A 14,750-nucleotide genomic window follows, 5' to 3' on the forward strand; every position below is an offset into this window, starting at 1 on the left:
AAAGGGGGAAGTTGTTTGGAAGCTTTTATTAATCAGCTAAACGGAATTTTATGGAGCACACCTGTTATTTACATCTGTTTAGCAATAGGATTGTTCTTCTCAGTTTTAACTCGATTTTTGCAGGTCCGCCATATCAAGGATATGGTACTGCTCATGTTTCAAGGGAAAAGTTCCGCAGCGGGCGTTTCGTCTTTCCAGGCCTTATCTATTGCTCTTTCCGGCCGTGTAGGAACTGGTAACATCGCAGGTACTGCCACTGCCATCGCAATGGGTGGACCTGGTGCTGTATTCTGGATGTGGGCCATCGCTTTTATCGGAGCAGGCAGTGCATTCGTTGAATCAACGCTGGCACAGATTTACAAAGTGAAAAAAGACGGGCTATACCGAGGCGGTCCGGCCTATTATATTGAAAAGGGAATCGGAATTAAATGGTTTGCCGTACTTTTCGCTATTTCTGCTTTGCTTGCTATGGCACTTTTAATGCCTGGCATCCAGTCAAACTCAATTGCACTCGGTATGGAAAATGCGTTTGGCATAGACAAAACAGTTACGGGCCTTATCATTATCGGTTTACTTGCCCTGATTATTTTCGGCGGTGTTAAGCGTATTGCAACTGTAGCTCAATATACCGTTCCTTTTATGGCAGTGGGTTATATTTTAGTCGCTTTAATTATTATTGCCATGAACATTGGTGAGCTGCCTGGCGTAATATCGTTAATCTTCAGCAGTGCCTTTGGTGCAGACTCCATGTTTGGGGGAATTATCGGAAGCGCAATCGCATGGGGTGTAAAACGCGGAATTTACTCAAACGAAGCTGGTCAGGGTACAGGCCCGCATGCTGCTGCAGCTGCTGAGGTTTCTCACCCTGCCAAGCAAGGTCTTGTGCAGGCATTCTCTGTATATATTGACACGCTATTCGTATGTTCCGCTACTGCTTTCATGATCCTGTTTACTGGAATGTTCAATACAGTCGGAGCTGATGGAAAGACTCCAATTGTAGAATACCTTCCAGGAGTGGAAGCTGGACCTGGATATACTCAGGCAGCTGTTGAATCTGTGCTTCCAGGCTTCGGTGCCGGATTTGTTGCTGTTTCTCTTTTCTTCTTTGCTTTCACAACTATCATGGCCTACTACTATATGGCTGAAACAAACGTAGCTTACCTGATTAGCGGCAAGAACAGCAAGCTGGCGATGTTTATCCTGAAGATAGTTTTGCTTGCTGCAACATTCTATGGTGCTGTTAAAACAGCAGGCCTGGCATGGGCTCTCGGAGATGTTGGCTTGGGACTGATGGTTTGGCTGAACTTAATTGCCATCGTAATCCTAAGAAAACCGGCTTTGATTGCCCTGAAAGATTATGAGGCCCAGAAGAAACAAGGTCTTGATCCAGTATTCAATTCCAAGAAGCTTGGCATTAAAAATGCTGAGTATTGGGAAGAGGAATACAAGCCTCAGGAAGAAAAAGTATCTTAATAGAATGATAAGAGATGTCCGGCTGATGCCGGGCATTTTCTTTTACAATTTTTAAACTGTTTTTACAATTTTCAGGTTATTTCTTAGCATTCTCTTAATATTCATCTTTTAGTATTGTACTTGGGTTTGGTACATAAATACGATGAAAACATTATCAAATAATATGAAGAGGTGCTGAGGATGACTGAATTGAATCGCCGCAAGTTTTTAACGTATGTTGGTACAGGTATGGGAGCATTGACTGTAGCTTCGACAGGTTTGGGGGCAATGGTTCCAAAAGCGGAAGCTAAGGGGGTTGAGGCAGCCTCCCATTTATTCGGATTCCAGAAGAAAATCTCTGGCTTGAATTTTAAGCCGATTGACCCGACGGATAAAGACGATCTTGTTTTGCCGCGTGGATACAAATACGATGTGGTGGCAGCCTATGGAGATGTGATTAATAAAAGCGGTGATACATTCGGCTTTAACAATGACTTTACATTATATTTTCCAATTGATAAGGACAAGCGCGGTCTCTTATGGGTGAATCATGAATATTCAAGCGATCTATTTGTTCATGGTGCAAGGCCGGCAAATGGCAAGTATACAGCAGCGCAAATTCAAAAAATGCTTTACAACCAGGGCGGATCGATAATCGAGGTATACCGTGATAATGAAGGTACCTGGAAAATGGACACAGATTCCAAATATGCGCGCCGTATTACAGGCTTGACTCCGTTCCAGCTTACAGGTCCTGCCAAAGGTTCAAAAGCAGTGGGTGGTGCAACGAATGTACAGGGGACTTTTGCCAATTGTTCCGGCGGCATGACATTGTGGGGCACTGTTTTATCAGCTGAGGAAAACTTCGAATCTACTTCAAAGGATGCAGGATTAAATGATACACATTATGGCTGGATTGTGGAAATCGATCCGTTTGATCCCAATTTTAAGCCGCGCAAGCACACCGCCCTTGGTCGCTTCAACCATGAAAATGCAGCAGTCGGCTTGACGAATGACAATCGGGTTGTGGTTTATATGGGTGATGATAAGAAAGATGCCTGCGTGTATAAGTTCATCAGTAAAAATAAATATGTAAAATCCCGCGGAAAAGCAAATTCTGACCTTCTTGAAGAAGGGACGCTTTATGTGGCTAATATGGGCAGCGGAAAATGGGTGCCATTAACGATCGAAAATGTACAGAAAGCCGCAAAAGGGAATTCAGATCGTTTAAAGAAATTCCAGACACAGGCGGATGTGGCTGTTCACTGCCATGAAGCAGCTCTCCTTGTTGGCGGAACGCCTACTGACCGTCCGGAGGATGTGGAAATCAGCCCATTCGATAAAACGGTATTCATTGCCCATACAAACAATGATAAACATGGAAACTTCCATGGCCATATTACCAGATTTATCGAAGAGGGAGATGACCTGGGGGCACTGGCTTTTGATTTTGAAATCTTTGCAGCCGGCGGAAAACAGAGCGGCTTCAGTGCACCTGATAACCTGACTTTCGATAGCCTTGGCAATCTCTGGACTGTCACCGATATGTCTTCAAGCAAACTGAATACAGGAATCTACACGCATTTTGCCAACAATGGCATGTTCGTCATCCCGACAATCGGAAAAAATACAGGAGAAGCCTTTCAGTTTGCTTCAGCTCCTGTTGAAGCGGAACTGACTGGACCATCCTTTACACCAAACGAAACGACCCTGTTCCTGTCCATTCAGCATCCGGGAGAAGAGACGGAAGACCTGAACAATCTGACAAGCAAATGGCCGCACCGCAAGGGAGATACCATGCCGCGTCCGGGAGTTGTGGCAATTACAGGCTTCAAATACTAGGAGGTTACTATGCTATCAAATATCGGGATACCAGGATTGATTATTGTTCTAGTGCTGGCGCTGATCATTTTCGGGCCATCCAAGCTTCCTGAAATCGGAAGGGCATTCGGCACAACCCTGAAAGAATTCAAGAAATCCACACGCGAACTTGTTTCCGACGAACAGCCGGAAGATAAGAAAAAAGAATTGCTATAAGAATGAATAGGGAAGGGAGGGATATCTTCCTTCCTTTTATATTGAGGTGATTAATATGAATAATGACGCAGTGAATGTCCTCCAGCATTTTGAAGAGCTCCGGAAGAGGCTGATGATTATAGCTGCTGTCTTTATAGCATTCTTGGCACTATCCTTTATTTTCGTCAGCGACATTTACCAGTGGCTGGTTAAAGATCTGGACTTTAAATTGGCTGTTCTCGGTCCCTCTGAGATTCTATGGGTCTATTTTATGCTTGCGTCAGTTGTCGCCATTGCAGCCGCCATCCCGGTAGCTGCCCATCAAATCTGGCTGTTCGTCAGCCCGGCGCTCACCGGAATGGAGAAAAAGGTGGCATTATCCTATATTCCCGCGTTATTTTTCCTGTTCATTACCGGTATAGCATTCGGATATTTCATTCTTTTGCCGCTGGTTCTGAATTTTTTAATGACCTTATCGGGAGATATGTTCACCGCCTTTTTTACAACGGAAAAATACTTTCAATTCGTGCTGCATTTAACACTGCCATTCGGCTTTCTGTTCGAGCTTCCGGTTGTGATTATGTTCCTGACCAGCCTTGGCATCCTCAATCCCTATTCGCTGCAGAAGATAAGGAAGTATGCCTATTTCGTGCTGATTGTGGTGGCGATTTTAGTTACACCGCCCGATTTTATTTCAGATATTTTGGTTACATTGCCTCTCCTGCTGCTGTACGAGGCGAGTGTAAGCCTGTCCAAAATTATATATAACAGAAAGCTGAAAAAGCAGGCTGTTTTGCAGTAAAGAATGAACATTGGAATTATTTTCAAAACGCATATTGGATATTTATGGAGTTAACTCCTTTCTTAAATGGGTATAGCCTATTAAGTCATTTAAGGAGTGTGAAGCATGAGAGCTGTAACTTATCAGGGAGCGAAAGATATTCAAGTGAAAAATGTAGAGGATCCCAGAGTTGAAAAAAGGGATGATGTTATTATCCGGATCACATCAACAGCCATTTGCGGATCGGATCTTCACTTATATCAGGGAAACATGCCATTGCGGCCCGGGTATATTATCGGGCATGAACCGATGGGAATCGTTGAGGAGACAGGCCCTGATGTGACGCGGGTAAAAAAAGGCGACAGGGTAGTCATCCCATTTAATGTGTCGTGCGGGCATTGCTTCTACTGCCAGCATGATATGGAAAGCCAATGTGACAATTCCAACCCCCATAACGATTCAGGCGGCTATTTTGGCTATACAGAGAAATATGGAAATCATCCCGGCGGCCAGGCAGAGTTTTTAAAGGTGCCCTTTGGCAATTTCATGCCCTTTGTCATACCGGAATCATGCGAACTGGAGGATGAATCGCTGCTCTTTTTATCGGATGTTCTGCCGACAGCATATTGGAGCGTGGAACATTCAGGCGTTAAAGCGGGAGATACGGTCGTCGTCCTCGGCTGCGGCCCTATCGGGTTAATGACCCAAAAATTCGCCTGGATGAAAGGAGCTAAACGGGTAATAGCAATAGACCATCTTGATTACCGTCTGAATCACGCCAAACTCACCAATGATGTGGAGGTCTATGACTTCACGAAATATGATGACATGGGTGCTTATCTAAAAGAAGTTACCCAGGGCGGAGCTGATGTGGTCATCGATTGCGTAGGCATGGACGGGAAGAAATCCGCAGTGGAAAAGATTGAACAGAAACTGAAGCTGCAGGGTGGAACGCTTGGCCCGATCCAAATTGCGACGAAAGCCGTACGTAAATTTGGGACAGTCCAGCTGACAGGTGTGTACGGGCTGACTTACAATATGTTCCCGCTGGAGGAATTTTTCTCGAGAAATGTTACCATTAAAATGGGACAAGCCCCTGTTGTGCACTACATGCCTGAGCTGTTCGAAAAGATCACAAACAAGGAATTTGATCCAAAGTCAATCATTACTCATCAGATTCCTCTCGAAGAAGCAGGTCGTGCATATAAGATTTTTAATGACCATGAAGATGACTGCATTAAAGTCATCTTAAAACCTTAGCTGTTATACACTAACCGGCCTGGATATACCAGGGCCGGTTTTTTGAAGTTTAAGAATATAACATAATATACATGTTTCGACACAAACGTATATAATAGTGCTAAAGGTATATTATTAATAGAGTTATCCAAGGAGCATGTAAATGAAAGGCTTTAATCAAGTTACTTTGATAAAGGAAGAAACAAAAGCAGTCACCGTTTTTATCTGGCTGTTTTATATTATTTTAACACTTTATGATTTATTTTATTATTATCTGCTTCCCCTCAATACAGGCGGCACTACCGGGCTGCCAAATGGCGGACTTGGTTGGGGGTATTACCTGGCTATTATCTTGCTCTTGCCCTTAGCGGTTTATCTAATCAGGACAAAACGCCCTTTTCAGGTAAAATACTTATTTTTTGCAGGTTTTTTTCTGATAGATTTTAGTAACAGCATGCTGATCTATTTGGGTGAGTCGAAGGAATTTCAGAGCGGAAGCGCAGTAGAGCTTTTGTTTATTATATTTGCGCCGATTTTTGTGAATAAGCGCTATTTTTGGATAGTAACGGGCGGAATGATAGCAAAGTATCTTCTGGCTGGTTTACTGTTGAGCAGCCAGAAGGTAATGGTGCCAATCGTGCTTATGGTCATTTTTTCAAGTGTTTCATATGTTCTGCTTAACCGCTTCTATTCATATATTCACTCGCTGACACATGTTTTCCAGGAACTTCGCCAGACGGAAAAGCTGGCTGCTGTCGGACAGATGGCTTCGGCAGTGGGCCACGAAGTGAGAAATCCTTTAGCAGCATTAAGAGGGTTTACTCAGCTGCAGATGGAAAAACACCCTGAAGATAGGGATCGATATAAAATTATGATTGAGGAAATCGACCGGATTAATCTGATTGCCGATGATCTTATGATCCTGAGCAAACCAAGGCTGCCTATGTTTAAAAGGGTTGAACTGAATTCAGTGATTCAATACGTCCTCTCGATTATTAAAGAACAGGCGGCCAATCAGAATATCCGTTTTGAAACAGAGAATCTGAAATCCCTTCCTAAAGTGCAATGTGACGAACATATGCTGAAGCAGGCATTTATTAATCTGATCAAAAATGCGATGGAATCTATGACAGAAGGCGGCACGATCCTGATTACGGCTAAAATGGCGGAGAATGACAGCGTTCTGATCAGCATTAAAGATGAAGGCTGCGGAATTGGTACCGAAAATATAGATCAGGTATCGGATCCGTTTTATACAACTAAACCGGATGGAACCGGTCTGGGTCTGATGGTTACCAAGCAGATTATGGTTGAACACAAGGCGGGAATCACATTTGAAAGTGAAGTGGGGAAAGGGACAATTGTGAACCTTACGATTCCTATAGAGCAGCCCAGAATAAAAGAATCTTAGGGGATGTACCTTTAATGTGCATCCTCTATTTATATTTAGGACGAATGGCCGATATAAACAGAGAGATAATAGTTGCTATTTACCTACTTGTTATACATAATATATACAATACATGTACAAAATGGCTAAAGGGCCGGGGGGACACGACTATGCTATTTCAGTTAAGAAAGAAGAATCCACCTTTATTTTTTCAGCCGGAAATGAGCTTTCCAGGATTAGAGGAAACAGTGGATGTAAAAGATAAGCGTATTTCAGAACGATTGTGGTATATGGGCTTTTCAAAGAAGCATCTTGAGACACTTCAGGATCTGAACCCTGTGATTTCACCACTGCTGGATGAACTGCTTCAGAAGGTTTTGGATCATCTTTATAAGCAGTCGCCATTAAAGAGAATTGCTGAAAATAATACAAGCAGAGAAAGGTTATATGGCGTATTTGTCCGGTACTTCCAGAGCTTATTAAGCGGCAATCTTGATGAGGAATACTTCGCGATGAGAACTCGGATTGGCAATACCCATAACGGGGCTGGTCTTCCAGTTGAGTGGTTTCTGGCCACATATTCTGCCATTAATTCATTATTGGTTCCTAAGGTCGTGGCGGAACTGCACCAGGACCCTGAGAAGCTGACGAACGCATTGCTGGCTCTTACGCATATCATCAATTTGGATTCCCAGCTTGTTGTTGAAAATTATCTGCAGGCCAGAATGAATGAACTGAATGTATTAAATGATTCGAATGCCCAGCTGCAAAAAGAATTAAATTCGATCAGCCAGGAAGTAGCAGCCTCGGTCCAGCAGACGGAAGCTTCGATCAATGAGACAAGCTTAAAAGCTGATCAAATCCGCAGTGAAACCGAAACAACGCAAAAGAGCAGTAAAAATCTGCTGAACCTGACTAATCTCAACCAAACGCAGATGGACGAGATGGTTCATGCATTCAATAAAGTTCTTCAGGATGTGGAGCAGTCTATAAGCGGAATTGAAGCATTAAAAGGAATCTCGGAGCAAATTATTACGATGACAAAAGGGATTGAGGATATTGCCGATCAGACGAATCTGCTGGCGCTGAATGCATCAATTGAGGCGGCCCGGGCGGGTGATGAAGGCCGGGGATTTGCCGTAGTGGCTACCGAAGTGAGGAAACTGGCAGAAAACTCTAAGAAGATGAGCAGCCATATCAAGGAACAAATCGAAAAAAGCGACAATCAAATCAGCGTGCTGGTTGATACGATGAACTCCATGAATCTCTCAACAAAAGAATCACAAGCTCAGATTCAGCAGGTAAAAGGCGGGCTTGTTACCGTAAAAATGGAAATGGAACAGTATCTGGACATGTTCGGCCGCAACAAAACGGACCTTGACAGCATCGTTCAGTCCATTCAGGAAATTAATCATACAACTGAAAGTCTTTCCCTTCTTGCAAATGAGCTGAAGGAAAAGGCTGAGGGCGGAGATAGGAATCTTTAACTGCCAATATAATAACTATTTAAAATGATGCAGCATCCTTTGAGGGTGCTGTTTTTTTAGGTATTTAGAAAGTGATTTTTACAAAAAATTAATAAATTGCCACACGAATTGCTCCTAATTGCTCATTCTCAAATAAGTCTAAAAATAGATAGAATTATGAATGTTATCATCCTAATCTACTAAAATCGAGGAGATGTATTCATTTGAAAAATCCTGCGCGCAAATTAGGTAAAACAATTCTTGCTGCAACGATGTCCCTTTCTGTCTTAGCAGCACCTGTTTCATATGATTCTGTCATGGCGGCAAAACCTGATCATGCGAGTAAACCGGAACACAAATCCAGCCATGAAGTAAGCCTGCGGATACTGGGAACAACAGATATACATACACACCTTTATAACTATGATTATTATAAAGATGCAGAAACCATTGAATTTGGACTGGCTAAAACAGCTACCTTAATCAAACAGGCAAGGAAAGAAGCAAAGAATACATTATTATTTGACAACGGCGACTTAATTCAGGGAAATCCGCTTGGCGATTATAAAGCAAAAGTAGATAAGCTTGAGGATGGGGAAATGCATCCTGTATTCAAGGCTATGGAACTATTAGATTATGATGCCGCTACGGTAGGAAACCATGAATTCAACTATGGCCTCGATTATTTGGATGAGGTCCTGGATGATTCGCCATTTCCTTATGTAAATGCCAATGTCTACAAAGATGACCACGATCAAAATCCGAAAAACGATGAAAATTACTTTAAACCATATAAAATCATCAAGAAAAAAGTGGTTGACGAAAAAGGCCGAAAACAGGTCATTAAGGTTGGGGTTATCGGTGCTGTAACTCCGCAGATTACACAATGGGATAAAGCCAATCTTGATGGGGAAATCATTACAAAAGACATTGTACAATCAGTAGAAGCCAATATTCCTAAAATGAAAAAAGACGGGGCCGACATTATCATTGCACTCGCGCACTCCGGCATGGGGGACGCGGCATATGCTGAGATGGAAGAAAATGCAGCCTACGATTTAACAAAAATTAAGGGAATTGATGCGGTCATTTCCGGACACAACCATAAGAATTTTCCGGGAGATTTCACCGATCTTCCTGGTGTGGATACAAAAAAGGGAACGGTCAACGGAGTGCCGTTCATCATGCCGGGCAGTTGGGGCAACCAGCTTGGCGTTATGGACCTGACCATTGCCAAGGTGAAGGGCAAGTGGCAAGTGAAGGATTCCCAGTCATCTTTAAGGTCTATTTTCAGAAGCTATAAAAATGAATCCGGTGCGACCGTCAAGGAAAGCCTTGCAGATGCAGATCCTGCTATTTTGAAAGCTGTAAAGGAAGAGCATGAAGGAACCTTGAATTATGTCCGCCAGCCTGTCGGGGAAACAACAGCTGATATTCACAGCTATTTTGCACTCGTAAAAGATGATCCGTCCATTCAAATTGTGACCAATGCACAGAGGTGGTATATCGAGAAGCAATTAATAGGAACACCAGATGAAAATACACCAGTGCTTTCAGCGGGAGCACCTTTTAAAGCAGGCGGACGCAACGGGGCGAGCTATTACACATATATTCCAGAAGGCACAATCGCCATTAAGAATGTAGCCGATCTATACCTGTATCCGAATACAGTCGCTACGGTAAAAATTAAAGGAGCAGATGTGAAAGAATGGCTTGAAATGTCGGCAGGCCAGTTCAATCAGATCAAAGAAAATGAAGCGGAAGAACAGTCATTGATAAATAATGATTTCCCAACCTATAACTATGATGTAATCGATGGTGTGACATATGAGATCGATGTAACAGAACCTGCCAAGTATGATAAAGATGGCAAGCAGGTTAATGCCGATGCAAGCAGAATCAAAAATCTTCAGTATAACGGAGCGCCTATTGATCCAGATCAGGAATTCATCGTTGTGACAAATAATTATCGGGCCAGCGGCACTTTCCCTGGAGTCAGAAACAACACAGCAGTAGAGCTTTATCCGGATGAAAACCGCCAGGCGATCATTGATTATATCCGTGAAGAACAAACCATCGATCCTTCTGCAGATGCCAATTGGTCATTTGCACCGGTTGCCGGTGAAGTAAATGTAACGTTCGAATCTTCACCGGATGCAAAGAATGCGATTGCTGAAGGCAGTGGAATAGGCTATGCGGGGGAAGCAGCAAATGGTTTTGCGAAATATTCACTTCAATTCCCGGAGCCAAAGCAATTTGAAGTCCAGCTTTTGGGAATCAATGATTTCCACGGCCAGCTTGATACATTTAATGCCGGCTTGAATGCGGGTGGAATCGAATATTTAGCTGCACATTTAAAACAGCGTGAAGCAGCTAATGCCAATACAATCATGCTGCATGCCGGTGATGCAGTCGGGGCGAGCTCCCCTGTTTCTGCCCTTCTTCAGGACGAGCCAACCATTAATATGCTTAATGAGATCGGTTTTGATATAGGTACAGTCGGCAACCATGAATTCGATGAAGGGGTAGACGAAATGCTCCGTCTCATCAATGGCGGTGCCCATCCTAAAACGGTGGAGAAGTATGGCGAGTTTGAAGGAGCAGACTTTCCGTATGTTGCAGCAAATGTAGTTGATGAAACAACAAAGGAACCAATCCTTGATCCATATATTATTAAAGAAGTAAATGGAGTGCCTATCGGCTTTATTGGCATTGCCTATTCCGATACTCCTGGAATCGTAACGCCCAGCGGGACAGCTGGAGTAGAATTCACAGACGAAGCGGAAGCAATCAACAGGTACACGGCAGAGCTGAAGGAGCAGGGCGTTAAATCGATTGTGGTCATTACTCACAACCCTGCAGTGTCTGATTTGGATGGGGCTAATCCTCAAGAAGAACTCGCTGAAATTGCAAATGCGGTTGATGATGAAGTGGATGTGATGTTCGGCGGGCACAACCATAAGTACACAAACACTGTAGTAGACGGAAAATTGCTTGTTCAATCTTATTCCTATGGTACAGCTTTTTCTGATGTGGATTTAACAATTGATCCAGTTTCGGGAGATATTGTTGCTAAAAAAGCCGAAATCGTAAGCGCCACACGTGATATTGAACCAAATGCAGAAATCAAGGAAATGCTGGATGTTTATATTGCTGATGCAGCTCCAATTTTAAATGAGGTTATCGGCCATACTTCTACTGGCATTTCGAGGGATGTAAATGCTGACGGAGAGTCTCCGATGGGGAACCTGATTGCAGATTCCATGATTGCACAGACCAATACAGATTTTGCCTTCATGAATTCAGGCGGCGTCCGTGCAGGCATTGACGCTGGAGATATTACTTGGAAAGAAGCTTTTACGGTACAGCCTTTCGGAAATGACCTTGTGACATTGACATTGACCGGTGCCCAGATTAAAGAACTTTTTGAACAGCAGTGGGGTTCAAAAGAAAGAATCATGCATGTTTCCGGTTTAAAGGTGACGTATGATTCTTCGAGAGCTGCTGGAGATCGGATCGTTTCTTTAGTAAAGACTGATGGAACGCCAATCGCAGCAGAACAGGAATATTCTGTGACGGTAAACAATTATATGGCTGATGGGGGAGACGGCTACAGTGCACTGTTAAACGGCAAGAACCGCACTGTGGATATTGTCGACCTTGATGCTTTAATCAACTACATTAAGGAACAAAAGGAAGTAAATCCAGCGGTTGAAGGGAGAATTACAAAATTGAATAAATAACAGGAAGGGAGCATCGGATCAGTCTGATGCTCTTTTTGTGCTTACCGCAAATAAGTGTAAATACCCAATTCTATTTCTTATGATGGATAAATTAATTCCATTTACCTACTCATATTTTATCAAATTATTAAAATAACAGTATTGTTAGACTATTAAAAATCTTATATTAGTTTGATAGAATTAATCTCGCAATCCGAAAATTTAGAAAAATGAAACAGGAGGCTATTAGAATGAGTAATAAGAATAAACCTTTTAAGGTTGTATCTTCCATTACAGCCAGCACGATGATGGCAGCTGCACTATTTGCGGGATCTTTTGCCGGAACAACAGCAGCTCCTTCAAAAGTTTCAGCAGACGAACTTTCCGCACCAATTGATTTGAACATTGTGAATGAAGACCGGCTGGGAAAGGCTTTAATAGAAAGAGGGTTAGTTAAAAAGGATGCTTCCTCAAAAGAAATAGAAAAGGCAGTAAAAGATTACATAAATGAAAAACAAGGTGAAAAGCAGCCTGGAAGTACCAAAAATAGCCATGACCATAAGGATGAGTTTGACAAAAAAACAAAAGATTTTTTAACCAAACAAAAAGACAAGCTTTCAAAGCAGCTGAATAAAGGTCATAACAACTATAAAAAGGGCAAACCGGACGGCTATGTAAAAGTAGATCCGGCCAAAGAAGCAAACTACAATGGTGATGTCAGAACAGACAAAGTGCTTGTGCTTCTAACTGAATTTGAAGATTTCAAGCATAACAATGTAACACAGGAAGAGGGCTACATGTACGCTGATGATTTCAGCAAAGAGCACTATGAAAAACTGATGTTTGGCGATACTGAATTTGAATTATTTAATGGAGATAAAGTAAAAACATTTAAGCAGTTCTATGAAGAGCAGTCCGGAGGCAGCTACACGGTGGACGGCACTGTGTCTGAATGGCTGACGGTTCCTGGAAAAGCTAGTGAATATGGTGATGACAGCCCTAACGGAGGCCATGACAATCTATCTCCTCTTGGACCTCGCGACTTAGTAAAAGAGGCTTTAAAAGCAGCTGTAGACGCTGGAATGGATCTTTCAGAATACGATGAATTTGATCTATATGATTTAGATGGTGATGGAAACCTTAACGAGCCTGATGGATTGGTTGACCATCTCATGATTATCCACGCTGGTACAGGACAGGAAGCTGGCGGAGGTGCGCTCGGTGATGATGCCATCTGGTCTCACCGCTGGACGCTTGGCGGAGTATTTGCTGTTCCAAATACAACAGCCGAGGTAGATTACTGGGGCGGAAAAATGGGTGCATTTGATTACACGATTCAGCCTGAAGACGGAGCTGTCGGGGTGTTTGCCCATGAGTTCGGACATGATTTAGGTTTGCCGGATGAGTATGATACTCAATACACTGGACAAGGCGAGCCGGTTGCTTCATGGTCCATCATGAGTGGAGGCAGCTGGAACGGCAAAATAGCAGGTACTGAACCAACCAGCTTCTCACCGCAAAACAAAGAATTTTTCCAAAAAGGCATGGGCGGAAACTGGGCTAATATTATGGAAGTAAATTATGAAGATATTGATAAAAACGGCTTGGCAACGGTTATTGACCAAAGTGTAACCAAATCTAAAAATCCGGGAATTGTAAAAGTAAATCTGCCTGAAAAAAAGGTGAAGGGAATTACACCTGCGTTCGGGGAGAAATATTACTACAGCACAAAAGGTGATGACCTTCATACCACTTTGACAACGCCTGAATTTGACTTAACAGCTGCGAAAGAAGCAGTCTTCAATGCTAAAGTTTATTATGATATTGAGTTTGATTATGATTATCTGACTGTTACTGCAAAAGCAGCCGATGGGACAGAAACTGAGCTCGATGTAATTGGTGATGATGATACAGATGGCGATGCCCGTGCTGAATCTTCAAAAGGACAATGGGTAGATAAGACATATGACTTAAGCGAGTTTGCCGGTAAAAAAGTTAGCCTGACATTCGAATATGTAACAGATGGCGGCTTAGCATTGGACGGATTTGCGATGGATGAAATCACTGTAACTGCTGATGGAAATCTGATTTTCACAGACGATGCTGAAGGCAGCTCTCAGATGACTCTTGACGGATTCATTGTTTCCAACGGAATCAGCTATGCAAAGAACCATTATTATCTGGAGTGGAGAAATTACGCAGGCTCCGACACGGCCCTTGCCCACTCAAGAGGAGTTAAATACAACACTGGTTTAGTTGTTTGGTATGCCGATGACAGCCACACAGACAACTGGGTTGGCGTTCATCCTGGGGAAGGTTTCCTTGGAGTGGTGGATTCACATCCGGAAGCCATTACCGGTCTGTTAGACGGCAAAGAAACAGTATCTCAAAGCACAAGATATCAGATTGCAGATGCTGCGTTCTCCTTGGACAAAGCACCAGCATGGGAAGTAAGTTCTCCAACCCGCGGGGATTATGACTACCCTGGCCTTAAAGGAATTTCAGTTTTTGATGATTCCAATAAATACATCAACAGTCTGATTCCTGATGCAGGACGAATTGTTCCTGAACATGGCTTGAAATTCCAAGTGGTCGGTGAAGCAAAGGACAACTCTGCCGGAGCCGTATGGATTCACAAGTAAGATTTAAAGGTGCGAATGCCAGAAGTGGCTTCGCGCCTTTTT

The 14,750-nt window shown here is 43.0% G+C and carries 9 protein-coding genes; all 9 read left to right on the forward strand.

From position 1 onward, the window contains the following. The first annotated feature begins 15 nt into the window (after window positions 1-15). Window positions 16-1,473, forward strand: a complete 1,458-nt coding sequence (locus PBF_RS01555) for an alanine/glycine:cation symporter family protein (RefSeq protein WP_035326188.1) — start codon at window positions 16-18, stop codon at window positions 1,471-1,473. A 180-nt stretch (window positions 1,474-1,653) separates the two neighbouring features. Continuing rightward, complete coding sequence (locus PBF_RS01560) at window positions 1,654-3,294, forward strand: PhoX family protein (protein WP_035326190.1); 1,641 nt, start codon at window positions 1,654-1,656, stop codon at window positions 3,292-3,294. A 9-nt stretch (window positions 3,295-3,303) separates the two neighbouring features. Then, on the forward strand, window positions 3,304-3,489 hold the full coding sequence (locus tag PBF_RS01565) for a twin-arginine translocase TatA/TatE family subunit (RefSeq protein ID WP_035326193.1): 186 nt from the start codon (window positions 3,304-3,306) through the stop codon (window positions 3,487-3,489). A 55-nt stretch (window positions 3,490-3,544) separates the two neighbouring features. Further along, on the forward strand, window positions 3,545-4,270 hold the full coding sequence (gene tatC, locus PBF_RS01570) for a twin-arginine translocase subunit TatC (protein ID WP_035326196.1): 726 nt from the start codon (window positions 3,545-3,547) through the stop codon (window positions 4,268-4,270). Between the two features lie 105 nt (window positions 4,271-4,375). Then, on the forward strand, window positions 4,376-5,509 hold the full coding sequence (locus PBF_RS01575; RefSeq protein ID WP_035326198.1) for a zinc-dependent alcohol dehydrogenase: 1,134 nt from the start codon (window positions 4,376-4,378) through the stop codon (window positions 5,507-5,509). 142 nt (window positions 5,510-5,651) lie between these two features. Further along, window positions 5,652-6,899 (forward strand): ATP-binding protein, encoded by a 1,248-nt coding sequence (locus PBF_RS01580; protein ID WP_035326200.1) that lies wholly within the window; start codon window positions 5,652-5,654, stop codon window positions 6,897-6,899. A 149-nt stretch (window positions 6,900-7,048) separates the two neighbouring features. Continuing rightward, a complete protein-coding gene (locus tag PBF_RS01585) occupies window positions 7,049-8,365 on the forward strand; it encodes a globin-coupled sensor protein (RefSeq protein ID WP_051488779.1) in 1,317 nt (438 codons plus the stop codon). A 203-nt stretch (window positions 8,366-8,568) separates the two neighbouring features. Continuing rightward, window positions 8,569-12,087 carry a bifunctional 2',3'-cyclic-nucleotide 2'-phosphodiesterase/3'-nucleotidase gene (locus PBF_RS01590; RefSeq protein WP_035326202.1) on the forward strand — a complete coding sequence of 1,173 codons (3,519 nt, stop codon included), beginning with the start codon at window positions 8,569-8,571 and terminating at the stop codon, window positions 12,085-12,087. A gap of 230 nt (window positions 12,088-12,317) precedes the next feature. Further along, window positions 12,318-14,708 carry an immune inhibitor A domain-containing protein gene (locus PBF_RS01595; protein WP_035326204.1) on the forward strand — a complete coding sequence of 797 codons (2,391 nt, stop codon included), beginning with the start codon at window positions 12,318-12,320 and terminating at the stop codon, window positions 14,706-14,708. Window positions 14,709-14,750: the final 42 nt, after the last annotated feature.

This window comes from Cytobacillus firmus DS1, assembly GCF_000565285.1.
Classification (GTDB): Bacteria; Bacillota; Bacilli; order Bacillales; family Cytobacillaceae; genus Cytobacillus; species Cytobacillus firmus_A.

What these genes read in the sequence shown, in the direction of transcription:
- PBF_RS01560 (WP_035326190.1), top strand. Translation starts at nt 1,654, where the DNA reads ATGACTGAATTGAATCGCCGCAAGTTTTTAACGTATGTTGGTACAGGT.
- PBF_RS01595 (WP_035326204.1), top strand. Translation starts at nt 12,318, where the DNA reads ATGAGTAATAAGAATAAACCTTTTAAGGTTGTATCTTCCATTACAGCC.
- tatC (WP_035326196.1), top strand. Translation starts at nt 3,545, where the DNA reads ATGAATAATGACGCAGTGAATGTCCTCCAGCATTTTGAAGAGCTCCGG.
- PBF_RS01580 (WP_035326200.1), top strand. Translation starts at nt 5,652, where the DNA reads ATGAAAGGCTTTAATCAAGTTACTTTGATAAAGGAAGAAACAAAAGCA.
- PBF_RS01565 (WP_035326193.1), top strand. Translation starts at nt 3,304, where the DNA reads ATGCTATCAAATATCGGGATACCAGGATTGATTATTGTTCTAGTGCTG.
- PBF_RS01585 (WP_051488779.1), top strand. Translation starts at nt 7,049, where the DNA reads ATGCTATTTCAGTTAAGAAAGAAGAATCCACCTTTATTTTTTCAGCCG.
- PBF_RS01575 (WP_035326198.1), top strand. Translation starts at nt 4,376, where the DNA reads ATGAGAGCTGTAACTTATCAGGGAGCGAAAGATATTCAAGTGAAAAAT.